Raw genomic sequence first — 26688 nt, forward strand, 5'->3', positions numbered from 1 at the left:
CCAAACCCAGCGCAAGTTGGAAGCGGTGAATGACGGCCCGATTCGCCGCACTTGTTGCGGTGAATAACCTCGACAAGACCGGACGGTTGCCATCCCTGACGTAAGCTAGGGCGGGCAGGCCTGCCCGACGCTGAGCGCCGCAGTGGCGCGACCTTTCTCCGATTCGAGGAAGAAAGAGGCGCTGCCTCTCTCTCCCTGCAAGGCCATGCTTTGGTGGCCGTGGCTCGCTGCGCTGCGCCCGCACCACCCACCGGCACCAGACCTTGCCCCCTCTCTCTCCGCCCCTCGCCGGGTCGGCAGGGGTCATGCGCGGCATGACCCGCTGCGCGGATTGGAAGGGAGTGAAGATCGTGACCAAGCAAGACCCCCACAGCCGCATCACCGACCGCATATTGGCCGAACTGGAACAAGGCACCCGCCCGTGGATCAAACCGTGGAGCGGGGGCGACATGGCCGCATCGGGGCAGACCCGACCGTTGCGCGCCACCGGCCAGCCCTATCGCGGCATCAATGTTCTGTTGTTGTGGATGGAGGCCCAGGCATCCGGGTTCGTCAGCCCGTCATGGATGACCTACAAGCAGGCACAAGCCTTGGGCGCGCAGGTGCGCAAGGGCGAGCGCGGCGCAACGGTGGTCTATTACGGCGACAGCAGCAGGACCGTTCATGATGAGGCGAGCGGCGAGGACAAGGAACAGGCGTTCCGTTTCCTGAAAAGCTATACCGTGTTCAACGTGGCGCAGGTCGACGGATTGCCCGAGCAATTCCATATCGTGCCGGAACCACCTCTGGAGGTGGAGAGAATCGAAGCGGCCGAGGCGTTCTTTGCCAGTGTCCCGGCAACCGTGAACCACGGCGGAGATAAGGCGTATTATGTGCCGTCAGCCGACCGCATCCAACTTCCGCCCTTTGCGGCCTTTCATGATGCCCACGCTTACTACGCCACCCGAGGTCATGAAACTTGCCACTGGACTCGACACAAGAGCCGCCTTGATCGCAGCTTTGGCCGCGAGAAATGGGGCGACGAAGGGTATGCACGCGAGGAGCTTGTAGCGGAATTAGGCGCGGCGTTCCTGGCCGCCGATCTTGGCTTGGCCGTCGAGCCTCGTCCGGATCATGCCAGCTATATAGCGAGTTGGATCAGGGTGCTGCAAAACGATTCGCGCGCCATTGTGCAGGCCGCAGCCCATGCCGAGCGCGCCGTGGCCTATCTGCATCAACTGGCGAATCCCGACGAAGAGAAAGAGGCGGCATAGTCAGCCGATGAGCAAGGCCGCCCCAGACAGGGGCGACCACCTTGTTTGGTCCGCCCACCCAACCCCATGTGCGGGACATTCCCTTCGGCCTGCCCTCGTGGTATAAGTATTGGGAAACCAATGTGATTCCTGATTGTAGCCTGACCGAACTGTGGCCTTTTTGGGGGCCTATTTTTCGACTGGCAATCAATAAATCTCTGAAAAATCAAACAAATTTGTTACCAATTCGATTCCGGCTCGGCAACTATGCGCCGGTCAGGCGATCAGGCGCCACCCCACCACCACCAGCACCGTCGCCAGCAAGGGCTGAAGCACGCGCTCCGACGCCCTGGCGGCGAGCAGCGAGCCGATCACGATGCCTGGCAGCGAACCAGCCAGCAGGTTGACCAGCAGCGCCGGATTGACGTTGCCGATCCACAAATGGCCCAGCCCCGCCACCAGCGTCAGCGGCACGGCATGAACGATGTCGGTCGCGACCAGCCGCTGCATCCGCATGCGCAGGGGATAGAGCGCCAGCAGCAGCGTCGCGCCGATCGCGCCCGCCCCCACGGAGGTCAGCGTCACCATCGCGCCCAGCAGCGCACCGGCCAGCACGGTCAAAGCCGGTTGCCAGCGGGTGAACCCCTCCGCCGTGCCGACGCGGCGGGCAAGGGCCCAGGCATGGAAACGGCCGCGCATCAGCGTCGCGACCGCCGTGGCGATCAACACGAATCCAAGGGCGGAGGTGATGAGGCCGGTCTTGATCTGGCCGATATGCATTTCCGACAGGAAGGCGAGCGTGATCAGCGAGGCCGGGATGCTGCCGATCATCAGGCGCTTCACCACCTGATAGTCCGGCCCGCCATCGGACCCGCCATGATGATGATGGACCGCGCCGCCCACCGCCTTGGTGATCGAGGCGAACCACAGGTCCGTGCCGACCGCCGTGGTGGGCGCGACGCCGAACAGCAGGATCAGGATGGGCGCCATCAGCGATCCCCCGCCTACCCCAGTCATGCCGACCATCACGCCGACGAACAAGCCCGCGACCGCGTGCAACCAATCCATATAAAGTCCCAAGCTTGTTATGTGAGTTATTTGGTAGACATTTACGGCCCAAATCCCCGAACAGCCAGCCCCCTTATGGATGGGAAATTTTTCGCCGTCGAAAACAAATGCTGTCCGCTGTTTCGTCGCCGCCTTTTTCTCGACTCCGCTTCCCACCCCCGTCTAAAGACAGGGACATGATGAAGCTGTTCATTGGCAACAAAGCCTATTCGAGCTGGTCGCTGCGCGGCTGGCTGGCGTGCAAGCTGTCCGGCCTGCCGTTCGAGGAAGTCGTCGTCCCGCTCTATGACGAAGCATGGGAGAAGCGGCGCGAGGGCGATGAATTCGCGCCCTCCTCGGGCAAGGTGCCGATTCTGTGGGATGGCGAGGATGTTGTCGTGTGGGACAGTCTGGCGATCGTCGAATATCTCAATGAAAAGTCGGGCGGCGACAAATTCTGGCCGGCCGACACCGCCGCTCGTGCCATGGCCCGCTCCATGGCGGCGGAAATGCATTCGAGCTTCGCGGCGCTGCGTCGCGAGCACAGCATGAACATCCGTCAGATCTACGCGCCCGTCCCACCCTCCGAAGCGGTGGCGCAGGATATCGGCCGGATCATGCAGCTCTGGGCGCAGGCCCGTGCGCGCTACGGCGGCGAAGGGGATTTCCTGTTCGGGGAATTCGGCGCGGTCGACGCGATGTTCGCGCCGGTCGTGACCCGCTTCATCACCTATCAGCTTCCCGTCGCCCGCTTTGCCGAAGCCTATATGCGCGCGGTCATCAACCATCCCTGGATGCAGGAATGGATCGGCGGCGCCCAGGCGGAGGAGTGGGTGATCGACAGGTTCGAGGGACCGCCGCAATCGGTCTGAGAAGGGGAACATGAAAAAAGGGCCGGAAGCACTCCGCTCCGGCCCTTTTTCTATCGCTCTCGCAGGCTGGATCAGCCGACGATTTCTTCCGGCTTGAAGAAATAGGCGATCTCGATCGCGGCATTTTCCTCGCTGTCCGAACCATGGACCGAATTGGCTTCGATCGATTCGGCATAGTCCTTGCGGATGGTGCCTTCATCAGCATTGGCCGGGTTGGTAGCGCCCATGATGTCGCGGTTGCGCTTCACGGCGTCTTCGCCTTCCAGAACCTGCACGACCACCGGGCCGGAGATCATGAAGGCGACCAGATCGGCAAAGAAGGGGCGTTCCTTGTGAACGGCGTAGAAGCCTTCGGCCTGCTCACGGCTCATGCGGATGCGCTTGGATGCGACGACCCGCAGGCCCGCTTCTTCCAGCTTCTTGGTCACGGCGCCCGTCAGGTTGCGACGGGTCGCGTCGGGCTTGATGATCGAAAAGGTGCGGGTCACGGCCATGAGGCTCAAAAGCTCCAGATTGTTTGGGATAAGTTCGCGCGCCCTTTAGACCGGGGCGGTGGCTATCGCAAGGGGGCTGATTTACGGCTCCAGCTAAGGACCCTGCACCCATTTGCGGCCTTCCTGCCGCCAGAAACGGGGGGGTACGCCCTCCCGCTTGGAGAGCGTCCGCCAGCTTGCCCGCGCACCCTCTATGGTTTCGCCGTCGAAGAAATAGAAGGCGCGCTCAAACTCCAGCGCTTCTTCACGCCAGATGCCGTCCGCCAATGCGATATGCCGTGCCCCATTGGCGGCGACGCAATCCGATGCCAGCAACACCGGCTGCACCGACTCGGCGCCCTCGCCCGCTTTGCCATGGGCCAGGAAGCTTTCCGGCGGCCCGGCCCACAGACCTGCGGAAATCCGATCCAGGCGGTCAGGCTCCTGCGCCACCACCAGCAGCCGCGCGCCCATGTCCAGGATGCGGCCCGCAATGGCGGGCAGCACCTGTTCCACGGGATCGCGGCTCAACTGGTAGAAATCGACCTGCATCGGTTCCTACATCAGCCTTCAAATTTGTCCGCGACGTAGCGGTCGAGCAGCCGCACGCCATAGCCGGTCGCGCCCTTGTCCCAGGTCGCACCGGGCTTGTCGGCCCAGACCATGCCGGCAATGTCGAGATGCGCCCATTTGACGCCTTCGTCGACGAAGCGCTTGATGAACTGCGCCGCCGTGATCGACCCGCCATAGCGCGGCCCGATATTCTTCATGTCGGCAATCGGGCTGTCGAGCAGCTTGTTATAGGCATCGCCCAGCGGGAAGCGCCAAAGCTGGTCGCCCGCTGCCTTGCCCGCCGCGATCAGATCGTCGGCCAGGCCATCGTCATTGGCGAAGATGCCCGCATATTCATGACCCAGCGAGATGATCATCGCGCCGGTCAGCGTGGCAAGGTCAATGATAACTTCCGGCGCATAGGTCTTCTGCGCCCAGGTGATGACATCGCACAGCACCAGACGGCCTTCCGCGTCCGTGTTCAACACCTCGATGGTCTGCCCCGACATGGAGGTGACGATGTCGCCGGGGCGCTGGGCATTGCCGTCGGGCATATTCTCGACCAGCCCGCAAATGCCGACCACGCGCGCCTTGGCCTTGCGTCCAGCCAGCGCCTTCATCGCGCCAGCGACTGCGCCAGCGCCGCCCATGTCCCACTTCATGTCTTCCATGCCCGCGCCGGGCTTCAGCGAAATGCCGCCGGTGTCGAAGGTCACGCCCTTGCCGACAAAGACCAGCGGCTTTTCGGTAGCGCCACCCGTGCCGTCCCATTCCATCGCCAGCAGGCGCGGCTCGCGCACCGACCCCTGCGCCACGCCGAGCAGCGAGCCCATGCCCAGTTCGGTCATCGCCGCCTTGTCCAGCACGCTGATCTTCACGCCCAGTTCGGCCAGATGCTGGCAGCGCTCGACGAAGCTCTCGGGATAGAGGATGTTCGCCGGTTCCGACACCAGTTCGCGGGTGAAGGCCACACCCGCCGCAACGGCGGCCTGCCTTTCCCATGCCGCTTCGGCATCGGCCGACACCAGCGTGATCTTGCTCAGCGTCGGCTTGGCCTTTTCCGGCTGCCGCGTGCGATAGCTGTCGATCCGCCAGCCGCGCAGCAACGCGCCAAAGGCCAGTTTCGCCGCCTGTTCGCCGCTCGCGCCGCCGAAAAACTCGACCGCGGCATGAGCCGCACCGCTGGTCGCCAGCCGCGCCGTCAGCGCGCCGCCCGCCCGCTCATAATCCGCGTCGCTGCCCGCGCCGGTGCCGACCAGCACCACGCGCAGCACCTTGCCGCCCTCTTCCACGAAGCTTTCGAAGCTCGACCCCGCCTCGCCCGTGAAACGCGCTGCCGCCGCGCCCGCCGCCAGCACCGGCGCCGCACTCAGGGGCAGGGCGTCGAAACCGCCCTTGGGCACCGCAAAGGCCAGTGTATCGGCTTCGGGACGGATCGGGCTGAACGCGATTTCCATCAAAGGTCCTTTATTTCCTGCAAGGCGTTATGTGTCTGATGCTCAGATAGTGCGGCTTACCCTGTCTGGCAAAGCCGTTCGACTGATTTTCGGGCAAAAGTCTTGGCCCAGACGATTGCAGCGCAGACAAAGCAATGCGATAGGCGGGAAACAAAGCGCCCCGTCAAAGAGGCCCGTTCCTTTGCAGAATATCCCTTTCCCTTCGCGTTTCAAACAGGCTTTAGCCGTCGGCGTCGCCTTTCCGTGCCTTGCGGTCGCCCCCCATGCTGCCGCGCAACAGCTCAACGAGCCGCAAACGACGGTCAGCGCGCCCGATACGCCATTGCCCGAAAATGACGAGCAGATCGGTTTTGCCGCCGATGCGCTGGAATATGACAACAACAATGAAATCGTGACCGCAAGCGGCAATGTGCAATTGCTGCGTGAAGGCAATCGGTTGCGCGCCGACAAGGTGGTATGGAACCGCAATACGGGCAAGGTGGAGGCGACCGGCAATGTCTCCGCCACCGATCCCGAAGGCAATATCGCTTATGGCGACAGGTTCGACGTCACGGATTCGCTTCAGGACGGCATGGTCCAGAACATGCTGCTGGTGTTGCAATCGGGCGGACGCCTTGCCGCCGCCAATGGCGAGCGAAGGAACGGCGTCTACACGCTGCACAGGGCCGCCTATACCGGCTGCGCGGTCGAAGACCACAAGGGCTGCCCCAAGGAACCGACCTGGCAGATCAAGGCGGTGAAGGTCGTCTATGATCCGACCAAGGCCCGCGTCAAATATACCAATGCCAGCGTCGAACTGTTCGGCCTGCCGTTCATCCCGCTTCCCGCCTTTTCCCATCCGGTGGGCGACAATGGCGGCAGCGGCCTGCTGATTCCCGAGATTCGCTACAACCGCACCAACGGGCTGGAACTCGCGCTGCCTTATTATATGAAGCTTGCGCCCAATCGCGACCTGACGATCACGCCGCACGTCTTCACCAACGCATTGCCGATGATGGAAGGCCATTACCGTCATCTCTGGGACCGCGGCGCCTACCAGATCACAGGCTATGCCACCTATGGCAGCCGCCTCGACGCCAGCACCACCTCCAGCACCGTGGACACTGCGGCCGCACAGAAGGATTTCCGTGGCTATCTGGATGCCAGCGGCGGCCTGCAACTGACGCCGGAATGGAGTGTCAACGGATCGATCCGCGTCGTTTCCGACCGCACCTTCCTGCGCCGCTATTATCTCGGCAATGACGACCGGCTGCGTTCAACCATCAACGCCCAGCGGGTGGGGGAAAACAGTTACTTCTCGATCGCGGGATGGGCCATCCAGACGCTGCGCGCCAATGATTCGCAGGGACAGACACCGATCGCCCTGCCCGTGATCGACTATCGCCTGCGCATGAAGGACCCCTGGCTGGGCGGCGTCGCCCAGTTTCAGCTCAACAGCCTGGCCATCACCCGCACCCATGGAGAGGATACGCAGCGCGCCTTCGCCGCGTTCGAATGGAACCTGCGCAAGCTGACGCCAATGGGTCAGGAAGTGACCTTCACCACCTACCTGCGCGGCGACGTCTATCACAGCAGCGACAATCTGCTGAACACCGTGGCCAGCTATGCCGGCGATCCGGGCTGGAAGGCGCGCGGCATCGCGGCGGCGGCGATCGATCTGCGCTGGCCCTTCATGGGCGAGGCGTTCGGCGGCGTGCAGCGTATCGCCCCGCGCGTGCAGATCGTCGCGGCGCCCAAGATCGCCAACCTTTCCGTCCCCAATGAGGACGCCCGCGCCATCGATCTGGAGGACAGCAACCTCTTCGCGCTCAACCGTTTTTCCGGCTACGACCGATTCGAGGATTCGACCCGCGTCACCTATGGGCTGGAATATAGCCTGTCGCTCCCGAACTTCTCGCTGGAGAGCGTGATCGGGCAGAGCTATCGCCTCAACAGCCGCGAAAGCATCCTGCCCGACGGCACGGGCCTGTCGGATCGACTGTCCGACATCGTCGGACGCACCACCATCCGTTACAAGGATTTCATCAGCTTCACTCACCGCTTCCGGCTGGACAAGGACAATCTCGCCATCCGCCGGAACGAGATCGACGCGACGATCGGGAGCAAGAAAACCTATGTGATGATCGGCTATCTGCGCCTCAACCGCAATGTCGACCTCAGCCTGGAGGATTTGCAGGACCGCGAGGAACTGCGGCTGGGCGGGCGTATACAGTTTGCGCGCTTCTGGTCGCTCTTCGGTTCGACCGTCATCGACCTGACCGACGCGAAGGAAGATCCGCTGAGCAGCGCGAACGGTTATCAGCCGGTGCGGCATCGCGTGGGCGTCGCCTATGAGGATGACTGCCTGACGCTCGGCCTCACCTGGCGGCGCGACTATCAGGTGCTGGGCGACGCGCGAAAGGGCAATAGCTTCCAGCTTCGGCTGGCTTTTCGCAATATTGGCATATAAGGATCAGCCTTCCCGTTTCCTGCTCAGGGCCGGTTAAGGCGGATCGGCGCATCTCGCGTCGAACCGATTGGAGAGTTTTGTCGACGATGCAGCCTGTCGTTTTCCCGTTTTCCCGCATTGGCAGCATGGCCGCCAAGGGCCTGCGCACCCTGCTCCTGTCCTCCGCCCTTCTGGCGACAGGGGTGACTGGCGCCGCTGCCCAAACGGTCAATGACGATGACTCCGTCGCGACCCAGCAGCTCAACCTGCCCAAGGACGTCACCGTCTTCGGCAAGAGCGACCCCAATGTCCGCAAGGCAACGGCCATCGTCAACGGCCGCATCATCACCGGCACCGATGTCGACCAGCGTCTGGCGCTCATCATCACCGCCAATGGCGGCAAGGTGTCCGACGAGGAAAAGGAACGGCTGCGCGTGCAGGTGCTGCGCAACCTGATCGACGAGACGCTTCAGATTCAGGAAGCCGCCGCCAACGACATCAAGGTCGACAAGGCCGAAATCGAACAGAGCTATGAGCGGGTCGCGGCCAATTTCCGCCAGTCGCCCGCCCAGTTCGACCAATATCTGCGCCAGCAGGGGTCGTCCGCCGCCAGCATCAAGCGCCAGATCGAGGGCGAACTGGCCTGGAGCCGCCTGCTCCGCCGCAACATCCAGCCCTTCGTCAACGTGTCGGAGGATGAGGTGAAGGCGGTCGTGGATCGCATGAACGCGGCCAAGGGCAGCGACGAATTTCGCATCGGTGAAATCTACCTGTCGGCTACCCCGGAAAACCAGCAGCAGATCATCGCCAACGCGCGCAACATCATCGAACAGATCAAGCAGGGCGGCAGTTTCGCGGCCTATGCGCGGCAATTCTCCGAAGCGTCCACCGCGGCGGTCGGCGGCGATCTGGGCTGGGTCCGTCCCGCCCAGCTTCCCGACGAACTGGCCCATGCGGCGGCCGAAATGCAGGTCGGCCAGATCGCCGGTCCCATCAGCGTGCCCGGCGGCGTTTCGCTGATCTATGTCATGGACAAGCGCAAGGTGCTGACCGCCGACCCGCGCGATGCGCTGCTCAGCCTCAAGCAGTTGTCCGTCAGCTTCCCCGCCGGCACCACCAAGGAACAGGCCAGCGCGAAGGCGGCCGCCTTCGCCGCCCAGACCAAGGCGATCAAGGGCTGCGGTCTGGCCAATGAGCTGGGCGCGAAAATGGGCGCAGATGTGGTCGACAACGACAATGTGAAGCTGCGCGACCTGCCGCCGCAATTGCAGGACATCCTGCTCAACCTCCAGGTGGGTGAGGCGACGCCGCCCTTCGGCTCGATCACCGACGGCGTGCGCGTCCTGGTCGTCTGCGGCCGCGACGAAGCCAGTTCCGCCGCCGCGCCCAATGCCGAGCAGATCATGGCGCAGATGGAGGAAGAACGGGTCAACAAGCGCGCGCGCATCTATCTGCGCGACCTCCGCCGCGATGCCGTCATCGACTATAACTGATCCGGTGGACATGCCGCCTTTCGCCGTGTCGCTCGGCGATCCGGCAGGCATAGGCCCGGAAATCGTCGCCAAAAGCTGGGTCATGCGTGAGGCACGCGGCCTGCCGCCCTTCTTCGCGGTAGGCGACGCGGCGACGCTGCGCGCGGTCTGGACCGGCCCGGTTGAGACGGTCAGTTCGCCCGAAGAAGCCGCCACGATGTTCGACAGGGCCCTCCCCTGCCTGCAGGTCGCGGATGCCGGGGAGATCGTCCCCGGCATGCCCAGCATCGATGGGGCACGCGCGGCTTTTCAGGCGCTGGAGGCTGCGGTCGGACTCGCCCGCACCGGCTCTGCGGCAGGAATCGTCACCGCGCCAGTGGGCAAGGAACAGCTTTACGGCGTGGGCTTCACCCATCCTGGGCAAACCGAATTCATTGCCGAACGCTGCGGCGTCGCCCCGCATAATGCGGTGATGATGCTGGCCGGACCGTCGCTCAAGGTCGTGCCGATCACCATCCATATCCCGCTGGCCGATGTGCCCTCGGTCCTGACCGTAGACCTGATCCGCGCTCGCGCCATCACCACGGCCAGGGGGCTTCAGCGCAATTTCGGCATCGGCCGCCCGCGCCTGGTCGTCGCCGGCCTCAACCCCCATGCAGGCGAGGGCGGCGCACTGGGCCGGGAGGAAATCGACATCATCCGGCCCGCCGTGGAATCGCTGCAGGCGGAGGGTTATGACATCAGCGGCCCGCTCGCCGCCGACACGCTGTTCCACGCCCGCGCCCGCGAAACCTATGACGCCGCGCTCTGCATGTATCACGATCAGGCGCTGATCCCGATCAAGACGCTGAATTTCGATGAAGGCGTCAACATCACACTCGGCCTCCCCATCGTGCGCACCTCGCCCGACCATGGCACGGCCTTCGGCATAGCCGGCAAGGACAGCGCCAATCCCGGCGCGATGATGGCCGCGATCAAGATGGCCGCCGAGGCCGCCCGCGCCCGGCTCACTCATGGCTGCTGAACTCCACCCCAAACTCCCGCCGCTAAGAGAAGTCATCGCCGCCCACGGGCTTCAGGCGAGCAAGGCGCTCGGACAGAATTTCCTGCTCGACGAGCAATTGCTGGACCGGATCGCCGCTATCCCCGGCACCCTGAAGGACCAGCCCGCCTTCGAAGTCGGGCCCGGTCCCGGTGGCCTGACCCGCGCGATCCTGCGTGCGGGAGCGAAGCTGGTCGCGGTTGAACGCGACCATCGCTGCCTCCCCGCCTTGGCTGAACTCTCCGAAGCCTTCCCCGATCAACTCCGCGTCATTTCCGGCGACGCCATGCAGGTCGACGCCCGCACCGAAGCGGGCGAAGGCGCGCATATCATCGCGAACCTGCCCTATAATGTCGGCACCGCGCTGCTCATCGGCTGGCTTTCGGCGGAATGGACGCCGCTCCCCTGGTGGTCGACCCTGACGCTGATGTTCCAGATGGAGGTCGCCGAACGCATCGTCGCCAGGCCCGGCGGCGACCATTATGGCCGTCTGGCCGTACTCGCCCAATGGCGCAGCGACGCCCGCATCGCGATGAAGGTGCACCGCAGCGCCTTCACCCCGCCTCCGAAGGTCATGTCGGCGGTCGTCCACATCACGCCCAAACCCGCTCCCGAAGGCGTGCAACTGAAGCATCTCGAACGGCTGACCGCCGCCGCCTTCGGCCAGCGCCGCAAGATGCTGCGTCAGAGCCTGAAGGGCCTGCCCGGTGCGCTGGATGCGCTGGATGCGGTCGGCATCGACCCGCAACGCCGCGCCGAAACCGTCAGTGTCGAGGAATTTGTCGAAGTAGCAAGGGTGATGGGGCGCCCTTAAACCTCAGGTGTGAAATGGGTGGATAGCGGTCAGGCGGGTTTGGTCACGCACCAAAATGAAAGCAGACGTTGACCTTTTTCCGTTATCTCCCGCTTTGGTGTGTGAGTTGAGCTTGGGAGGAGCCGATAATGAAGTCTCTTTTACTGTTTGCTATGGTAGCTCAATATCAGATGCCCCCCGTACCCGCGCCACCCCCCGCAGGCGGAGAGGCGCTGGAGAGCGAGCTTGGCAGAATGGCACAACGCTATCGGACGCAATGCTATTCCGAAAAAGCTATCAAAATTATGATTGAGAGCACCCGGCGCGCGAGAACAACCGTGTCACCCAATGTCGCGGCAATTCGAGCCACGTATAAGGAACTGGCAGATGCAGCATATGCAGAGCCGTTCGACAAAAATCGGATGGTGCTGGCCATGCGTGCCAGCGCCCAAGCCCAAGCCCAAGCCGATTCAATGGTACACTATCCCGACAACAGCATTGCGATTTTGGAACAACTGCCGAAGCCAGATCAGGTTATCTTCGCACGGTTGCATTCCGGTGCAACGCCAGTGTTTCCGACGAAGCCGTGCTCCTGAGGGCCGGTGCAAGTAGGCCCAACGGTCTGCTCTTGGGGTTCTTACGGTTGAGTGATTTGGGCAACAACTGGTCGAAACTCGCCGCAGCCCAAACCCGTCAAGGCGTCTCGGTTTCCGTGGTCTTGGGCGCGGGCACCTTGTCCTTGGCGCTCAGCACCGTTGCGGGCGGCCCCTTCGCGATGACGGCGGCCAGTTGCCCCACCAATGCGCAGTTGGACTTGCACAGGCTCTGCGCCTGAGCCAGATTTTCCTTTGCCTTGGCGATCGCGCCCTTCTCGACCATCGCTTCGCCCTGCCCGACCAGCGCGGTCAGATCATTCGGCTCCAGCGTCAGCGCCTCCCGATAGAGGCGAATCGCCTTGCCCTGCAGGCCCTGCGCCCGCGCCACTTCGGCCAGTTCGATATAGGCCGTGCGATTGCGCGGATCGACCGCGAGCGCGCTTTCCAGTGCGTCATTCGCCGCCGGATAATTGCCCGCCTTCCGCGCTGCCTCACCGGCCTTCTGCCATTCGATCGACAGCGGCGAAATCTGCGAATCCGGCCGCTGCGACAGACCCGCGCTGGAAACGGTGGTCAACAGGACAGCCAAGGCAATCGAAGCAGGGGTAAAACGCATGCACAACTCCAGCCATGTTTCAGGCATTGATTCCGGCTCAAATCCAGGGGGGCGAGTGTCGCGATTTTGCGCCCGCTTGTCCATCGACTCTTTCAAGCGGCCCGGCGCAGGCGCGCGAAATAGAAACCGTCGGTGCCGTCATGGCCGGGTGTCAGCAGCAGCCCGTCGCCATGGGCGCGACCCATCGGCGCCTCGATCCGTTCCACGGTCCATCCATCATGCCGTGCCAGAAATGCCCGCACCTGATCCCGCCCCTCCCGGTCTGTCAGCGCACAGGTAGCATAGACCAATATGCCTCCCGGTGCCAGCAAGGGTGCCGCAAAATCAAGGATTCGCGCCTGTTCCGCCACCAGCCGGTCGAGCCGCGCGGGAGTCAGCCGCCAGCGCGCCTCCGGGTTGCGCCGCCATGTCCCGGTGCCCGAACAGGGCGCATCGACCAGCACCACATCGGCACGGCCCGCCAGACTCTCCAGCGCATTCGCCTCATGTCCCTGATCGAGCAACAGCGTCTCGATGAAGGTCGCCCCCGCCCGCTCCGCGCGCGGGTCGAGCCGCGCCAGCCGCGAACGGATCGTGTCCGCCGCAATCAGCGTGCCCTTGCCCGCCATCGCCGCCGCCAGAGCCAGGGTCTTGCCGCCCGCTCCGGCGCAGAGATCGATGACGGTCATGCCCGGCTGCACCGCGCAGGCGGCCGAAATGAGCTGGCTCCCGGCGTCCTGCACCTCGACCAGCCCCTGTTTCCACGGCTCGCTCTGTTCGACGGGCGCGCCCTCCGGCAAGCGCAGCGCATCGGGCAGGCCGGGCAGGCGCAGGGCTTGCGGATAGGCCGGCGCCACCATGCCCGGCTCTGCCTTCAGCCGATTGACGCGCAGATCGACCGGCGCACGGCCCAACAGCGCCTCGCGCTCCACCGGCCCGGCCAGCAACGGCTCGATCCAGCCCGGCACGACACCGGCCGGTGCGCCCGCCTCTCCATCGGAAATGGGGGCCGGTCCATGCGTCGTTCCGTCGAACAGCGCGGCCAGTTCCACCCGCTCGCGGGCCAGACCGACCATCGCCGCCCGGCCACTATCGGGCCGTTCGGCGACCCGGCGCACCGCGTCATAGACATGGTCGCGCACCGCCCGCCGGTCGCGCGACCCGGCATAGCGCCGCTCCTTGAAATAGCGCGCGATCAGCGTGTCCGCCGCCGGGCCGCCATCCCGTGCCGACGCGATGATGGCGTCCAGCAGTTCGACGGCAGCCTGGACACGAGCGGATGGGGTCATAATTCACTCCCCCCTCCCCAGGAGGGAGGGGAATCAAGGGGCCTCAGCGCGTCGGATAATTGGGCGCTTCGCGGGTGATCGTCACGTCATGCACATGGCTTTCCGAAAGCCCAGCATTAGTGATCTGAACGAAACGGGCCCGTTCCTGAAGATCCTTGATCGTGCGGCTGCCAGTATAGCCCATCGCTGCCTTCACGCCGCCGACCAGCTGGTGGATGACGTCCTTGGCCGGTCCCTTGAACGGCACCTGGCCCTCAATACCCTCGGGCACCAGCTTCATCTGGTCCTTGATGTCCGCCTGGAAATAGCGGTCCGCAGACCCCCGCGCCATGGCGCCGACGCTGCCCATGCCGCGATAGCTCTTATAGGCTCGCCCCTGATAGAGGAAGGTTTCGCCCGGCGCTTCCGCCGTGCCCGCCAGCAGCGATCCGACCATGACGCAGCCGGCACCCGCCGCCAGCGCCTTCGCCACATCGCCCGAGGTCCGCAGGCCGCCATCGGCGATCACCGGCACGCCCTGCTTGGCGGCTTCATTGGCCGAATCCATGACGGCGGTAAGCTGAGGCACACCGACGCCCGCCACCACGCGGGTGGTGCAGATCGACCCCGGCCCGATGCCGACCTTCACGCAATCCGCGCCTGCGTCGATCAGCGCCTTGGTGGCCTCGGCGGTGGCGACATTGCCCGCGACCACCTGAACATGGTTGGACAGCTTCTTGACCGCCTCGACCGCGACGGCGACCTGCTTGCTGTGACCATGGGCAGTGTCGATGACGATCAGATCGCATTCCGCGTCGATCAGCGCCTTGCTGCGCTCCAGCCCCTTGTCACCCACGGTCGACGCCGCCGCGACGCGCAGGCGGCCCGACGCGTCCTTGGTCGCCTGCGGATAGGTGACGGCCTTCTCGATATCCTTGACGGTGATGAGCCCCACGCAATGATAGCTGTCGTCCACCACCAGCAGCTTTTCGATCCGGCGCTGGTGCAGCAGGCGCATGGCCTCGTCCTGGCCGACGCCCGCCTTCACCGTGGCAAGATTGTCCTTCGTCATCAGCTCGCTGACCGGCTGCGACGGATTTTCGGCAAAGCGCACATCGCGGTTGGTGAGGATGCCGACCAGCTTGCCGGAGGATTCGACCACGGGAATGCCGCTGATCTTGTGGCGCTGCATCAGCATCTGCGCATCGGCCAGCGTGGCGCTGGGCAGGATGGTGATGGGATTGACCACCATGCCGCTTTCGAAACGCTTGACCGCGCGCACCGCGTCCGCCTGCTCCTCAACCGACAGGTTGCGGTGCAGCACGCCGATCCCGCCCAGTTGCGCCATGACGATGGCCATGTCAGCCTCCGTCACCGTGTCCATGGCGGACGACAGGATCGGGATATTAAGCTTGATCTCCCGCGTCACATGGGTGCTGGTGTCTGCCTGGCTGGGCAGCACATCGGATTCGGCGGGCTGCAAAAGCACGTCGTCGAAGGTGAGGCCGAGGCGGATATCCATGTGAAAGCCACTTTCTACTGCGCGGGCCGGGGGCAGGCCGCTGGGGATTTGTGGCGGCCCATGTAACCATTAAGCACGAAAACGACCAGTCCCCTCCCGTCATTTTATTGCGTAGCGGCTTGGGGGCATCGGAAATGAAGGGATCATACTCCTCCCGCTCAAGCCAAAAAGGGCGCCACCTTCCGGCAGCGCCCCTTTTTTGCATCATTTGCGCTCGCCTCAGGCCCCGGCTGGCGTCGGATCGCCAAACGGCCCCTTGCGTCGCCGCGTCTTGGGGATCGAGGACCCTACCGCCGGAATGACCGATGGCTTGATCGTCGTGCCGTCGTCGCGGGTGATCTCACCCTTGTCGAGCAGCGTCTTGATCTCGTCGCCACTCAGCGTCTCATATTCCAGCATCGCATTGGCGAGCAGGTGCAGTTGATCCTCATGGCCCTTCAGGATTTCCTGCGCGCGGGAGTAGCCCTGCTCCACCAGCCCGCGAATTTCCTTGTCGATCAGCTTCGCCGTCTCGTCCGACATATGGACGCGCTGGCTCTGCGAATAGCCGAGGAAGGTTTCGCCCTGCTGCTCCTCATATTGCAGCGGACCCAGCTTGTCCGACATGCCCCATTGCGTGACCATGTCGCGCGCCAGCTTGGTCGCGTACTGGATATCACCCGAAGCGCCCGACGACACCTTGTCGTAACCGAAGATGATCTCTTCGGCGACGCGGCCGCCCATGGCGACGGCCATGTTCGCATGCATCTTGTCGCGGTGATAGGAATAGCTGTCCCGTTCCGGCAGGCGCATCACCATGCCCAGCGCACGGCCGCGCGGGATGATCGTCGCCTTGTGGATCGGGTCGGACGCCGGTTCATGGACCGCAACGATGGCATGGCCCGCCTCATGATAGGCGGTCATCTTCTTCTCATCGTCGGTCATGACCATGGAGCGGCGCTCGCTGCCCATCATGACCTTGTCCTTGGCCGCCTCGAACTCATCCATGGCAACCAGACGCTTGCCCCGGCGAGCGGCCATCAAAGCCGCCTCATTGACGAGGTTGGCCAGATCAGCACCCGAGAAACCGGGCGTGCCGCGCGCGATAGTGCGCGGATTGACGTCCGGCGCCAGCGGCACCTTCTTCATGTGCACGGCCAGAATCTTCTCGCGGCCCTCGATATCCGGGCGCGGCACCACGACCTGACGGTCAAAGCGGCCCGGACGCAGCAGCGCAGGGTCCAGCACGTCGGGACGGTTGGTCGCCGCGACGATGATGATGCCCTCATTCGCCTCGAAACCGTCCATCTCGACCAGAAGCTGGTTCAGCGTCTGCTCGCGCTCGTCATTGCCGTTGCCCAGGCCCGCGCCACGATGACGGCCGACCGCATCGATTTCGTCGATGAAGACGATGCAGGGCGCGTTCTTCTTCGCCTGCTCGAACATGTCGCGCACGCGGCTCGCGCCGACGCCGACGAACATCTCGACAAAGTCCGAACCCGAAATGGTGAAGAAGGGCACGCCCGCCTCACCCGCGATCGCGCGGGCCAGCAGCGTCTTGCCCGTACCCGGCGAGCCGACCAGCAGCGCGCCCTTGGGGATCTTGCCGCCCAGTCGCGCAAATTTGCTCGGGTCCTTCAGGAACTCGACGATTTCCTGCAATTCCTCGCGCGCTTCATCGATGCCCGCGACGTCATCGAAGGTCACCTTGCCATGCTTTTCGGTCAGCAGCTTGGCCTTGGACTTGCCAAAGCCCATGGCGCCGCCCGCGCCGCCGCTCTTCTGCATCTGGCGCAGCACGAAGAAGGCGATGCCCAGGATCAGCAGGAACGGCAGCGACTGGTAGATCAGGATCATCCAGAAGCTCGGCTGCTCCTCCGCCTGGCCGGAATATTTGACATTATAGTCGTCCAGCAGACCGGTCAGGCCCGGATCGTTCACGGGCACGGTGCTGAATTTCTGCCCGCTCGACAGCGTGCCGGAAATCCGGTCCGTGGCGATGGCGACGTCCTTGACCTGCCCTTCCTGCACCTTGGCGCGGAATTCCGAATAGGCAATGCCGGTCCCCGCCGTCGACGCCGTGCGGCTGTCGAACATCGACACGAAGAGGAGCAGGGCGACAATCACCCCGGCCCAAATCATCGCGCTCTTGATCCAGGGATTACCCTGCGGGTCTTTCTCGTCGTTCATTCACCACTCTCTTTCACCCGGCAAGATAGGATGCCGCAGTAAAATCGCAAGCGCGCCGCGCGCAACCTTAACCGCTGACAAATTGCGACAGGGCAATATAGGCCAGAATCACGGCGATCCCCGCCGAAAGGCCACATAATATATAGCCCGTACACAGCAGCATCGGCGGATGAGGCCGCGCCAGCCGGCGATTGCGCTGGGCCGCCGAAAGGATGACACTGGCCAGAAGACCATAAGTCAGTGCCGCAAATTCCATCATGAATCGAAAATTCCCACGCTCAACAGCCTCCATTAAACAGCGAGGGCGTTAAGGAAAGATCATTGCGCACGATCAATTCGACAAAATGGGCGAGTCATGCGCCGGGCCGTGGAACCTTTGCGTAACGACCTTACTGCCAGCGACGCGGCGGCGCGAGCTTCATCGTCCAGCATGGCCCACCCTTCAGCAAGGCCCGCCCAATGCTCGCCTGCCCGCCCTCTCGGGCCGCCGCGATCAGCCGGTCGATCGCCTCACCCCGGGGTGGCGCGGCATCGGGCTGGAGGCGCGCCACCATGCGCAACAACAGGCGGCGGAGCAATTCACGCGGCAGGTCCGTCCGGTCCAGCACCAGCCCCTTGTCGTCGGCACGGACATGGCTCACCTCCAGCCCGTCGACGATCCAATCCAGCGCATCCCCGACCTCGGCCAGTGCCGCCGCACTCCGGCCCGCCGCCGCCACGTCGATCCAGTCCACCCCGGCCAGCGTGGCGCGCATCACCGCCCGGTCAAAGCGCGGATCGCTGTTCGACGGGTCGTCCGCATGCGGCAGGCTTCGTTCTTCCACATAGTCGCGCAACGCCGCCTTGCGCACCCCGAGCAAGGGCCGCAGCACGACACCCTGCCGCGCCCGCACGCCCGCAAGACCGCTCACCCCCGCCCCCCGGTTGAGCCGCATCAGCAGCGTTTCCAACTGATCATCGGCGTGATGCGCGGTCAACAGCCAGTCCAGCCCACGCTCGATCCGCCAGCCTTCCAACAGGGCATAGCGCTGCGCCCGCGCCCAGCTTTGCACATTGCCGCGCACCGCTCCATTGGGATGCAGGGTCGCATGGGCAATACCCGCCGCCGCGCACCAGTCCGCCACCATCGCCGCTTCGGCAGCGGAGGCTTCGCGCAAGCCATGATCGACGGTCGCCGCCTCGACCCGTCCCGGAAAAGCCTGCGCCATCAGATCCAGCAGTGCCATGCTGTCCGGCCCGCCCGAAACCGCGACACCGAAACGGGCGCTGGCGGCATTCTCCACCAGCGCCTCGATCGCCTGCTTCAGATGCGCCTGAAGATCGCCTTCAGCCATGGGGGCGTCAGGCGCTGCACTTTGCCCTGGCGCGGCCCTTGTCCATCATCCCACGCAGGCTGGCCGACAGGCTCGCGCCATAGACCTGCTCCAGTTCCGAATAGACCTTGCAGGCATCGGCGGGTTTCTTGAGCTGGATCAGCGCCTCACCCAGATAGGCAAGGCTGTCGGCCGCGCGATCGCCCTTGGGCCGCTTCTGGTAATTTTCGTAGAAGGCGACCGACGCCAGCGCGGGCTTGCCATCGTCCAGATAGGCGCGGCCCAGCAGGTTCGCCGCCTTGCTCGCGACCGGGCTGCTGCCATATTTGTCGACGGTCGATTTGAGCTGCGCCTGCGCCTCGGGATAGAATTTCGCGCCCCACAGGCGGAAACCATAAGTATAGGCGTCGTCCGCCTCATTGCCGGTGGAGGGCCGCTCGATCCCGGCCACAGCGGCCTTGCGTTCCTCGCTCGCGCCATTGGCGGCGGGCTTCGGCGCGGCCGGCCGGGTCGCAGCAGGCGCGGGATCGGCGGGACGCACGGCCGGCGGCACCACCACCTGCGCGGCGCGGCTTTCCTGTTCGGCCTTATAGCGGTTGAACGCCTCTTCCAACTGCTTGAGCTTGAAGCTGTTTTTCTCGACCTGCCCGGTGACGGAGGCGAGCTGCGATTCCAGCGCATTCACCCGCGCCGTCAGGTCGGCCACCGGCGTGGAACTGGGCGAGCCCGGCACGACCGCAGGCGCTGCCGGGCGGGTGATCTCCGCCTCCAGCGGGGCGCCAGCCGGAAACACCTTGCGCTGGACTGCGCGCATTTCCTTTTCCAGCCGGTCCACCCGCACATCGATGCCGACATTCTGGGCCGCTACCGGCGAAGCAAGAGCGAGCAGCACAGGCGCCCCCAGCGCCAATGGGCTCGCAAGAAAGGCGTTACGCATGATAATCCCCGACTTAGATATTCGCCCTTAACCATAGGGCGAGATTTCGCGCGGTAAAGCGCGACGTTAACGGCCTGGCGTCGAAGCGTCCCCCTTGTCGCTTCAGTTGCCGGCGGCAGACACGGGCGCCTGAACGGCCGGCGCCGGTGCGGCGGCAGGCACGGCGGGCGTCGCCCCAGCCTGAGGCGCGGGCGCGGCGCGGGCCAGCAGCGCTTCGGCATTGACCGGCACATCGGATATGGTGCGATCCGGTGGCCCCAGCGGCGCGATGGGCTTGCCGCCAACCGTCACGGTCAGCGCCTGCGGGCGCCCGGTCAGGATCATCGGATTATGCGCATTGCCCGGCAGGGTGAAGCTCTCCCCCTTCTTCATCAGGCCGTCCTTCAGCCGCTCACCCGTCTCATCATAGATGCGCAGCCACACATCGTCATTGGCGGTGAACACCACCGTCTGCACCACCGGCGCGGCAGGATGCGCACCCGCTGCGGGCTTGGTTGCGGCGGGGGCCGGTGCAGCCTGTTGCGCCGCGATTTGATCCGTCGTCGGCGGGGTCATCACCTGCGTCCGCCACACCGCGAAGCCCGCCACCAGGATCACCACGATCGCCGCCGCCGTCCAGGCCAGCATGCGCGACGGCACCCGCGCCGGATCGGCCGGCTCGAACGCCTCATAACGGTTCGCGCCCAAATCCGAATTGTGGACGGCGTTGCGCACATCGGCGGCAATGTCCACCTCATCCACGTCGATAGCGCGCGCATAGGCACGGGCGAAACCGACCGCATAGGGAATACCCGGCAGAGCGGCGTAATCGTCGCGCTCAATCGCCTCCAACTGCCGCTGGGCAATGCGGGTGCGGGTCGCCACATCCTGTATCGACAGCCCCTGCGCCTCCCGCGCCGCGCGCAACCGCGCGCCCGGAGTACCCAGCCGTTCCGGCGCCGCGACGCCGGGTTCCTGTTCGACTTCTTCTGCCATGCTGCTCTGTCTCATTCCGGGACGGGGATTGTCAACGCCGCTTGCCACCCGTTCAGGCGGAAAAGCGCGCGTCAATCGCGTTAATTCAATTCGATACCCCGTTCACCGGCCCATTCGGTCAGCGCCGAGCGCATATCGATGACGCCCTTGTCCAGCAGTTCGCGCATCATCGCGCGCAGTTCCGCCACATCGATGGAGCGGATCATCGCCTTGACCGGCCCGACCGAGGCCGGCGTGATCGACAGCCGCCGCACGCCAAGGCCGACCAGCGCCATCGCCTCCAGCGTGCGCCCGCCCATTTCTCCGCAGACGCCGACCGGCACTTCATAGGCTTCGCAAGCCCGCACCACCCGGTCCAGGAAACGCAGGATCGCGATGCTCAGCCAGTCATAGCGCTCCGCCAGCTTGGGATGCGCGCGGTCGGCGGCAAACAGGAACTGGGTCAGGTCGTTGGTGCCGATGGACAGGAAATCCAGCCGTGGCAACAGCAGGTCCAGCACCTCGGCCAGCGCAGGCACCTCCAGCATCGCGCCATAGCGCACCGCCACCGGCAGCTTCTTCTTCTGCGACGCCAGCCACTGCCGCTGATGTTCGACCAGTGCGCGCGCCTGCTCATATTCCCAGGGTTCCGACACCATCGGGAACATGACGTGCAACACCTTGCCCGCCGCCGCCTCCAGCAAGGCGCGGGCCTGCGCCTTCATCAACCCGTCGCGGTCGAGCGCCAGCCGCAGGGCGCGCCAGCCCATCGCCGGATTATCCTCCAGTTCCTCGTCATCGTCGCGCTGCATATAGGGCAGCGCCTTGTCGCCGCCGATATCGACCGTGCGGAAGATGACCGGCCGGTCGCCTGCCGCATCCAGCACGTCGCGATAAAGCCGCTGCTGCTTTTCCCGCTGCGGCAGGGTGGCGGAAACGAGGAACTGGAACTCGGTACGGAACAGGCCGATACCGTCGGCCCCGACAATATCCAGCGCCTGCGCATCCTCACGCAGTCCCGCATTCACCATCAGCTCGATCCGCTGACCGTCCGTGGTGACAGACGGCAAGTCGCGCATCGCCGCGAATTCGGCCCGGCGCTTCTGCGTCACATGCAGCTTGTTCTCGAACGCCTCTTCCATGTCGGGCGTCGGTCGGATCAGCAGATTATTGGCGGCCACATCCATCAGGATCATGTCGCCCTCATTCACCTGATGGCGGATATCGCGCACGCGGCCCAGCACCGGCACGCCCATAGCACGCGCGACGATGGTGACATGGGCGGTCAGCGACCCTTCTTCGAGGATGACGCCCTTCAGCCGCCGCCGGTCATATTCCAGCAGCTCCGCCGGCCCCAGATTGCGCGCGATCAGGATCGCATCCTGCCGCAGACCAAGCTGCGCCGCCGTCCCCAACTGTCCCGAGACGATCCGCAGCAGCCGGTTCGCCATATCCTCCAGATCGTGCATCCGGTCCTGAAGCAGCGGGTCGTCAATCTGCCGCATGCGCATCCGGGTGCGCTGCTGCACGCGCTCGATGGCGGCCTCCGCGGTCAGGCCGCTGTCGATGGCCTCGTTGATGCGCCGCGCCCACCCCTCATCATAGGCGAACATCTTGTAGGTTTCGAGCACCTCCTGATGTTCGCCCTCGGTGCCGAATTCGGCCGCGCCGGTCATGCGGTCGATCTGTTCGCGCATCTTGGTGAAGGCGGAAATGACGCGCTGGCGTTCGGCCTCCGTATCTTCGGCCACGGTATGCTCGATATGGACGCGCGGCTGGTGGAACACCGCATGCCCCCCCGCCATGCCCATGACGAGTTGCAGCCCGTGCAGAACCGTGGAACCCGTATCCTGCACCCGGCTGTCCAGCGGACCGTCATCAGCCAGTTCGGCATTGGCGATCAGTTCGGACATCACCATCGCCACGGTCTGAAGCGCCTCGATCTCGACCTCCTCATAACGGCGGGGTTCCACATGCTGCACGCATAGGACGCCGATGGCCCGCTCGCGCCGTACAATCGGCACGCCGGCAAAACTGTGGAACAGTTCCTCCCCCGTTTCTGGGCGATAGGCATAGTCGGGGTGCGAGGCGGCTTCATCCAGGTTCAGCGTCTCGACATTGGCGGCGATGGTGCCGACCAACCCCTCGCCCATCGCCATGCGGGTGACGTGCACCGCCTCCTGCTTCAACCCTCGGGTCGCGAACAGCTCCAGCACGCCCTCACGCACCAGATAGATGGAGCAGACCTCGCTCGACAGGGATTCGCCGATGATTTCGACCACCTTGTTCAGCTTCGCCTGCGCGCTGGTTCGCGCGGCCATCACCTCCTGCAAGCGGATGAGTATCTGGCGGGCGGCTGCGGCGGGCGTGCTGGGCATGAATGAAGCGCTAACAGATCGCACCCCCGCTTTCCAAGGCGAATATGCGCGGTTCCTGTGGATTTTGTGCGCATCGCCATGGCCCGGACGGCCCGACCACCGCCAGCGGCATAAAATGTCAAAAATCAGCAACGCCGCATTGTGGAAATATGCGCGCCCCTTCGTTTCCCCTCTCGGAATATGCGCAACAAAGGGAACAGACATGACCATGCTATTGGAAAAGGACGCCCGCGAAGATCTGCTCGAACGCGGCTATTCCCGCCGGACCATCGGCAAGATCTCGGCCCTGATGGCCGCCGGGGCAGCGGCCCAGTCGCTGCTGGTCCAACCCGCCCTTGCCCAGCAGCAGGCCGCGCGCGGCATCAAGGGCGCCGTCCGCATCGGGTCCAATGAATGCTGGACCGGGCCGTTCGAACCCGGCGTGCAGGCCGCTGCGAAGGCCGCCGCGCTCGGCAACTGGTACGACCCCGACAATTATCGGGGCGACCTGATATCGACCGTGGCGAAGGTCGAGGGCATCCCTGAATCGCACATCATGCTCTGGCCCGGTTCGGGCGGTCCGCTGGTCAGCACGGTCGCGGCCTATTGCTCGCCCACCAAAGGCCTCGTCACCGCCGACCCGACCTTCGAATCCGCCTGGCGCACCGCCGATTATCTGGGCGCCCCCATCGCCAAGGCGCCACAAGCGGTCGGCAAGGGGCATGACGTGAAGGCGATGCTGGCCGCCAATCCCAATGCCGGGCTTTATTATATCTGCTCGCCAAACAACCCGACCGGCACCGTCACGCCGCTGGCCGACATCGAATGGCTGCTCGCCAACAAGCCCAGGGATTCGATCCTGCTGATCGACGAAGCCTATATCCACTTTTCCGAAGCGCCGAGCGCGGCGAAACTGGTGGCGGGCCGCAGCGACCTGATCGTCATGCGGACCTTCTCGAAGCTGTTCGGCATGGCGGGCGTGCGGCTAGGCCTGACCTTCGCGGACCCCGAAATCCAGAAGCGCATCGGCCTTTTCGGTCCCACGGCCGGCGGCCTGTCGATCACCGCCATGGCCTGCGGCACGGCGGTCTATCCCGAAACGGGCCTCATCAAGGCCCGCCGCCAGGAAATGATCGCCAATCGCGAGGAAACCATCGCCTGGCTCACCAGGAAGGGCATTGAGGTTCAGCCCGGCAGTCAGGCCAATATGTTCATGATGAACTGGAAGAAACCCGCCAAGGACATGCAGGCGGCCCTTCTCGCCACGCCTGAAAAGGTGCAGATCGGCCGCGCCTGGCCGATCTGGCCTACCGTCTCGCGCGTCACCGTCGGTTCGGCGGACGATATGGCCAAGTTCCGCTCAGCCGTGGAGAAAATCACCAAGGCCTGATCGGCCCTCTTCCCCCCAGCGAAATGGGCGCCCGGTCATCCGGGCGCCCATAGTCTTTCATGCGCTCGCCGCCGATGTCTCGCAAAGCGCCTTGAACTGCTCCGCCATCTGGTCCCAGCCGGGATGGAAACCCATTTCCTTATGCTTCTCCAGCGCTTCGGCATTCCAATGCCGGGCGGTCCCGGTAAAGCGCGTCCCCTCCCCCTCATCGGCAAAGTGCCAGATCGCGGTCATGAAGGGCGTTTGCGGCACCCAACCGGACGCATAGGCGTCGGTAGTCACCACCTTCTCCATCGGCACCACCTCCAGGATCACGCCCTCCATCGGCCCGGTGTCCTCGCCATTGGGGCCGATCATGCGGACAGCACTGCGCCCGCCGGGCCGCAGATCCTCCTCGACGACCTCGGCCCGCCAGGGCTTGGGACAGAACCATTCGCCCTTCAGGTCGGTCCACACCTTCCACACAATCTCGCGCGGGGCGGCGATGTGGCATGTCACCGACAGTTCGAACTCCGTGCCGCTCATGCCGCTTCTCCCTCGAAGGCCGCCTTCATCCTGGCTGCGTCCAGCTTCTGCATGGTCATCATCACCGCCATCATCCGCTGGATGCCGGGACCGTTGCCGGTCTTGTAGAGGTCCATGATCTCCTGCGGCACGATCTGCCAGGACAGCCCATATTTGTCCTTCACCCAGCCGCACGGCCCCGGCGACCCGCCATCGGCGGTCAGCACCTCGAAATAATGATCAACCTCCGCCTGATCCTTACAGGACACGGACAGCGAGATCGCCTCGGTAAAGCCGAATTCCGGCCCACCATTCAGCGCCTGATAGCTGTCCCCGAACAGGGTGAACTCCGCCATCAGCACCTCTCCGCCCTTGAACGGGCTGGGCGAGGGTTGCCCTTCGGGATAGCGGCTGACGAAATCCACCGATCCGCCAAAGATCGAGACATAGAAGCGCGCAGCTTCCTCCGCCTGCCCGTTGAACCACAGGCAGGGTGAAATCTTGGACATGGCTCCTCTCCCTTATGTCAGTTCAGGCGCGCGCATGCCCACCAGCGCGAACATCGCGCCCTGCGGATCGGTTGCCTGGATGATCCAGGCCCCGCCCGGCACCTCCATCGGCCCGTTCAGCACCGTGCCGCCACCGGCTTTCACCTTCTCCGTCGCCACATCAATATCCGGCACGACGAAATAGAAGAGCCACAAGGGCTGATGCATTTCCTTGGGCAACGCCATGATGCCACCGCTCATGCTCTGGAAATCCGTCGCCCCGCTTTGCGAGAAGAGCTGATAGTTCCCCATCTCGCCCATATTCATGGCCTCGCCCTTCCCCCAGCCGAATTGCGAGGTGTAGAAGCTGAGGTCGGCATCGAAATTGCCGCTGTACAGTTCATGCCAGCCGATATGCCCATTCGCCATCGGCGACGGCGCGTCCATCCCCTCCGGGCTGGAACCCTTGAGCAGCATGAACACCGCGCCGCCCGGATCGCCCATCACCGCAAAGCGTCCGACGCCCGGAATATCCTCCGGTGCGCGCTTCACGCTGCCCCCAGCATCAGCCAGCCGCTTCGCATCGGCATCGACATCCGCCGACCCGACATAACCGCCCCACCAGGGCCTCATGCCGCAATCCTTGGCCTCCGCCGGAATCGCCATGATCCCGCCCGTCGGCCCGGCGCTGCCGGAGATCACCTGATAGTCATGACCGCCGCCAAAGGCCTGCGCCGTCCAGCCGACGACATCGCCGTAAAAAGCCAGCGCCGCCGCCGGATCACTGGTCATCAGTTCGTACCAGAAGAATTTGCCGTTCAAATCGGTCATCGTCCCTCTCCTTCAGGCTTTCGCGTCGAGCAGTACTTCAAACCCGCCATAGATCAGCCGCGCACCGGAAAAGGGCATCTCCTCCCCTTCCTTGGGCTGCATCCGGGGGTCGTTCATCACCTTTTCCGCGCCTGCATCGCGTGTCGCCTTGTCGGGCCATTCGATCCAGGAAAAGACGACCTCCTCATCCTCCTCCGCGATGACGGCAGTGCGGAAATCATTGACCTTGCCGGGCTTGATATCGTTCGCCCAACATTCCACGATCCGCAGCGCGCCATATTCGATGAAGATCGGCGCGGCATAGGCGGCGACTTCCTTATATCGTGCCTTGTTGCCCTTGGGCACCGGGATCACGAAACCGTCCATATAGCTCATGGCATCTCTCCTCATGAAAGG

At 64.3% G+C, this 26688-nt stretch carries 25 protein-coding genes; 8 read left to right on the plus strand and 17 right to left on the minus strand.

Features of this window, described 5'->3' with window-relative positions; translation table 11 throughout:
• Positions 1-305: 305 nt before the first annotated feature.
• On the plus strand, positions 306-1253 hold the full coding sequence (locus HUK73_RS09285) for an ArdC family protein (RefSeq protein ID WP_255326236.1): 948 nt from the start codon (positions 306-308) through the stop codon (positions 1251-1253).
• 255 nt (positions 1254-1508) lie between these two features.
• Here HUK73_RS09285 and HUK73_RS09290 read toward each other — a convergent pair whose 3' ends face one another.
• Complete coding sequence (locus HUK73_RS09290; protein WP_176591643.1) at positions 1509-2300, minus strand: sulfite exporter TauE/SafE family protein; 792 nt, start codon at positions 2298-2300, stop codon at positions 1509-1511.
• Positions 2301-2476: 176 nt separating this feature from the next.
• Between HUK73_RS09290 and HUK73_RS09295 the strand changes: the two genes are divergently transcribed.
• On the plus strand, positions 2477-3151 hold the full coding sequence (locus HUK73_RS09295; RefSeq protein WP_176591644.1) for a glutathione S-transferase family protein: 675 nt from the start codon (positions 2477-2479) through the stop codon (positions 3149-3151).
• Positions 3152-3222: 71 nt separating this feature from the next.
• On the opposite strand, the gene ndk is transcribed toward HUK73_RS09295, so the two are convergent.
• The 3 genes from ndk to HUK73_RS09310 all read right to left on the minus strand — a co-directional run bounded on the left by ndk (position 3223) and on the right by HUK73_RS09310 (position 5633).
• Entirely contained in the window at positions 3223-3645 is a 423-nt protein-coding gene (gene ndk, locus HUK73_RS09300; RefSeq protein ID WP_009820765.1) for a nucleoside-diphosphate kinase, read from the minus strand.
• A gap of 93 nt (positions 3646-3738) precedes the next feature.
• Entirely contained in the window at positions 3739-4176 is a 438-nt protein-coding gene (locus HUK73_RS09305; protein ID WP_176591645.1) for a DNA polymerase III subunit chi, read from the minus strand.
• A gap of 11 nt (positions 4177-4187) precedes the next feature.
• A complete protein-coding gene (locus tag HUK73_RS09310; protein WP_176591646.1) occupies positions 4188-5633 on the minus strand; it encodes a leucyl aminopeptidase in 1446 nt (481 codons plus the stop codon).
• 181 nt (positions 5634-5814) lie between these two features.
• Between HUK73_RS09310 and HUK73_RS09315 the strand changes: the two genes are divergently transcribed.
• From HUK73_RS09315 to HUK73_RS09335, 5 genes are all read left to right on the plus strand, one after another.
• Positions 5815-8082, plus strand: coding sequence for an LPS-assembly protein LptD (locus tag HUK73_RS09315; RefSeq protein WP_176591647.1), 2268 nt, complete (start codon positions 5815-5817; stop codon positions 8080-8082).
• Between the two features lie 86 nt (positions 8083-8168).
• Positions 8169-9554: a peptidylprolyl isomerase gene (locus HUK73_RS09320; protein ID WP_176591648.1), complete on the plus strand. Its 1386-nt coding sequence runs from the start codon at positions 8169-8171 to the stop codon at positions 9552-9554.
• Entirely contained in the window at positions 9532-10557 is a 1026-nt protein-coding gene (gene pdxA, locus HUK73_RS09325; RefSeq protein WP_176591649.1) for a 4-hydroxythreonine-4-phosphate dehydrogenase PdxA, read from the plus strand. Before HUK73_RS09320 ends, pdxA begins: the two co-directional genes overlap by 23 nt.
• Positions 10547-11389 (plus strand): 16S rRNA (adenine(1518)-N(6)/adenine(1519)-N(6))-dimethyltransferase RsmA, encoded by an 843-nt coding sequence (gene rsmA / locus HUK73_RS09330; RefSeq protein ID WP_176591650.1) that lies wholly within the window; start codon positions 10547-10549, stop codon positions 11387-11389. Before pdxA ends, rsmA begins: the two co-directional genes overlap by 11 nt.
• 128 nt (positions 11390-11517) lie before the next feature.
• Entirely contained in the window at positions 11518-11964 is a 447-nt protein-coding gene (locus tag HUK73_RS09335) for a hypothetical protein (protein ID WP_176591651.1), read from the plus strand.
• A 97-nt stretch (positions 11965-12061) separates the two neighbouring features.
• Here the strand turns inward: HUK73_RS09335 and HUK73_RS09340 are convergent, their stop codons facing one another.
• The 9 genes from HUK73_RS09340 to ptsP form a co-directional block, all read right to left on the minus strand.
• The gene (locus HUK73_RS09340; protein WP_176591652.1) at positions 12062-12580 is read right to left on the minus strand and encodes a tetratricopeptide repeat protein; all 519 of its coding nucleotides are present in this window, start codon (positions 12578-12580) and stop codon (positions 12062-12064) included.
• A gap of 92 nt (positions 12581-12672) precedes the next feature.
• Positions 12673-13848, minus strand: a complete 1176-nt coding sequence (locus HUK73_RS09345; protein ID WP_176591653.1) for an RsmB/NOP family class I SAM-dependent RNA methyltransferase — start codon at positions 13846-13848, stop codon at positions 12673-12675.
• Between the two features lie 43 nt (positions 13849-13891).
• Positions 13892-15349, minus strand: a complete 1458-nt coding sequence (gene guaB, locus HUK73_RS09350; protein ID WP_176591654.1) for an IMP dehydrogenase — start codon at positions 15347-15349, stop codon at positions 13892-13894.
• Between the two features lie 219 nt (positions 15350-15568).
• Entirely contained in the window at positions 15569-17518 is a 1950-nt protein-coding gene (gene ftsH, locus HUK73_RS09355) for an ATP-dependent zinc metalloprotease FtsH (RefSeq protein ID WP_176591655.1), read from the minus strand.
• Positions 17519-17585: 67 nt separating this feature from the next.
• Positions 17586-17777 carry a hypothetical protein gene (locus tag HUK73_RS09360; protein WP_176591656.1) on the minus strand — a complete coding sequence of 64 codons (192 nt, stop codon included), beginning with the start codon at positions 17775-17777 and terminating at the stop codon, positions 17586-17588.
• 130 nt (positions 17778-17907) lie between these two features.
• On the minus strand, positions 17908-18852 hold the full coding sequence (tilS, locus tag HUK73_RS09365; RefSeq protein WP_176591657.1) for a tRNA lysidine(34) synthetase TilS: 945 nt from the start codon (positions 18850-18852) through the stop codon (positions 17908-17910).
• 7 nt (positions 18853-18859) lie between these two features.
• A complete protein-coding gene (locus tag HUK73_RS09370; RefSeq protein ID WP_176591658.1) occupies positions 18860-19768 on the minus strand; it encodes a tol-pal system YbgF family protein in 909 nt (302 codons plus the stop codon).
• A 102-nt stretch (positions 19769-19870) separates the two neighbouring features.
• Entirely contained in the window at positions 19871-20743 is an 873-nt protein-coding gene (locus tag HUK73_RS09375; RefSeq protein ID WP_176591659.1) for a helix-turn-helix domain-containing protein, read from the minus strand.
• 80 nt (positions 20744-20823) lie between these two features.
• Complete coding sequence (gene ptsP, locus HUK73_RS09380) at positions 20824-23100, minus strand: phosphoenolpyruvate--protein phosphotransferase (RefSeq protein WP_176591660.1); 2277 nt, start codon at positions 23098-23100, stop codon at positions 20824-20826.
• 202 nt (positions 23101-23302) lie between these two features.
• On the opposite strand from ptsP, the gene HUK73_RS09385 reads away from it, so the two are divergent.
• On the plus strand, positions 23303-24469 hold the full coding sequence (locus HUK73_RS09385) for a pyridoxal phosphate-dependent aminotransferase (RefSeq protein ID WP_176591661.1): 1167 nt from the start codon (positions 23303-23305) through the stop codon (positions 24467-24469).
• Positions 24470-24526: 57 nt separating this feature from the next.
• On the opposite strand, the gene HUK73_RS09390 is transcribed toward HUK73_RS09385, so the two are convergent.
• Genes HUK73_RS09390 through HUK73_RS09405 form a run of 4 tightly spaced genes read right to left on the minus strand, consistent with a single transcriptional unit; the run spans position 24527 to position 26667 of the window.
• On the minus strand, positions 24527-24994 hold the full coding sequence (locus HUK73_RS09390; RefSeq protein WP_176591662.1) for an SRPBCC domain-containing protein: 468 nt from the start codon (positions 24992-24994) through the stop codon (positions 24527-24529).
• The gene (locus tag HUK73_RS09395; protein ID WP_176591663.1) at positions 24991-25482 is read right to left on the minus strand and encodes a VOC family protein; all 492 of its coding nucleotides are present in this window, start codon (positions 25480-25482) and stop codon (positions 24991-24993) included. Before HUK73_RS09395 ends, HUK73_RS09390 begins: the two co-directional genes overlap by 4 nt.
• A gap of 12 nt (positions 25483-25494) precedes the next feature.
• Positions 25495-26292, minus strand: coding sequence for a VOC family protein (locus HUK73_RS09400; RefSeq protein ID WP_176591664.1), 798 nt, complete (start codon positions 26290-26292; stop codon positions 25495-25497).
• 12 nt (positions 26293-26304) lie between these two features.
• Positions 26305-26667 (minus strand): DUF1428 domain-containing protein, encoded by a 363-nt coding sequence (locus HUK73_RS09405; RefSeq protein WP_176591665.1) that lies wholly within the window; start codon positions 26665-26667, stop codon positions 26305-26307.
• Positions 26668-26688: the final 21 nt, after the last annotated feature.

The organism is Sphingobium sp. EM0848, assembly GCF_013375555.1.
GTDB lineage: Bacteria > Pseudomonadota > Alphaproteobacteria > Sphingomonadales > Sphingomonadaceae > Sphingobium.

Excerpts from the sequence above, each read along its gene's own strand:
- pdxA (WP_176591649.1), top strand. The coding sequence starts at position 9,532 with ATGCCGTCATCGACTATAACTGATCCGGTGGACATGCCGCCTTTCGCC.
- rsmA (WP_176591650.1), top strand. The coding sequence starts at position 10,547 with ATGGCTGCTGAACTCCACCCCAAACTCCCGCCGCTAAGAGAAGTCATC.
- HUK73_RS09345 (WP_176591653.1), bottom strand. The coding sequence starts at position 13,848 with ATGACCCCATCCGCTCGTGTCCAGGCTGCCGTCGAACTGCTGGACGCC.
- HUK73_RS09400 (WP_176591664.1), bottom strand. The coding sequence starts at position 26,292 with ATGACCGATTTGAACGGCAAATTCTTCTGGTACGAACTGATGACCAGT.
- HUK73_RS09290 (WP_176591643.1), bottom strand. The coding sequence starts at position 2,300 with ATGGATTGGTTGCACGCGGTCGCGGGCTTGTTCGTCGGCGTGATGGTC.
- guaB (WP_176591654.1), bottom strand. The coding sequence starts at position 15,349 with ATGGATATCCGCCTCGGCCTCACCTTCGACGACGTGCTTTTGCAGCCC.
- HUK73_RS09385 (WP_176591661.1), top strand. The coding sequence starts at position 23,303 with ATGACCATGCTATTGGAAAAGGACGCCCGCGAAGATCTGCTCGAACGC.
- HUK73_RS09310 (WP_176591646.1), bottom strand. The coding sequence starts at position 5,633 with ATGGAAATCGCGTTCAGCCCGATCCGTCCCGAAGCCGATACACTGGCC.
- tilS (WP_176591657.1), bottom strand. The coding sequence starts at position 18,852 with ATGGCTGAAGGCGATCTTCAGGCGCATCTGAAGCAGGCGATCGAGGCG.
- HUK73_RS09360 (WP_176591656.1), bottom strand. The coding sequence starts at position 17,777 with ATGATGGAATTTGCGGCACTGACTTATGGTCTTCTGGCCAGTGTCATC.
- HUK73_RS09370 (WP_176591658.1), bottom strand. The coding sequence starts at position 19,768 with ATGCGTAACGCCTTTCTTGCGAGCCCATTGGCGCTGGGGGCGCCTGTG.
- HUK73_RS09375 (WP_176591659.1), bottom strand. The coding sequence starts at position 20,743 with ATGGCAGAAGAAGTCGAACAGGAACCCGGCGTCGCGGCGCCGGAACGG.
- HUK73_RS09405 (WP_176591665.1), bottom strand. The coding sequence starts at position 26,667 with ATGAGCTATATGGACGGTTTCGTGATCCCGGTGCCCAAGGGCAACAAG.
- ftsH (WP_176591655.1), bottom strand. The coding sequence starts at position 17,518 with ATGAACGACGAGAAAGACCCGCAGGGTAATCCCTGGATCAAGAGCGCG.
- HUK73_RS09335 (WP_176591651.1), top strand. The coding sequence starts at position 11,518 with ATGAAGTCTCTTTTACTGTTTGCTATGGTAGCTCAATATCAGATGCCC.
- HUK73_RS09295 (WP_176591644.1), top strand. The coding sequence starts at position 2,477 with ATGATGAAGCTGTTCATTGGCAACAAAGCCTATTCGAGCTGGTCGCTG.
- HUK73_RS09285 (WP_255326236.1), top strand. The coding sequence starts at position 306 with ATGCGCGGCATGACCCGCTGCGCGGATTGGAAGGGAGTGAAGATCGTG.
- ptsP (WP_176591660.1), bottom strand. The coding sequence starts at position 23,100 with ATGCCCAGCACGCCCGCCGCAGCCGCCCGCCAGATACTCATCCGCTTG.
- HUK73_RS09320 (WP_176591648.1), top strand. The coding sequence starts at position 8,169 with ATGCAGCCTGTCGTTTTCCCGTTTTCCCGCATTGGCAGCATGGCCGCC.
- ndk (WP_009820765.1), bottom strand. The coding sequence starts at position 3,645 with ATGGCCGTGACCCGCACCTTTTCGATCATCAAGCCCGACGCGACCCGT.
- HUK73_RS09305 (WP_176591645.1), bottom strand. The coding sequence starts at position 4,176 with ATGCAGGTCGATTTCTACCAGTTGAGCCGCGATCCCGTGGAACAGGTG.
- HUK73_RS09390 (WP_176591662.1), bottom strand. The coding sequence starts at position 24,994 with ATGAGCGGCACGGAGTTCGAACTGTCGGTGACATGCCACATCGCCGCC.
- HUK73_RS09395 (WP_176591663.1), bottom strand. The coding sequence starts at position 25,482 with ATGTCCAAGATTTCACCCTGCCTGTGGTTCAACGGGCAGGCGGAGGAA.
- HUK73_RS09340 (WP_176591652.1), bottom strand. The coding sequence starts at position 12,580 with ATGCGTTTTACCCCTGCTTCGATTGCCTTGGCTGTCCTGTTGACCACC.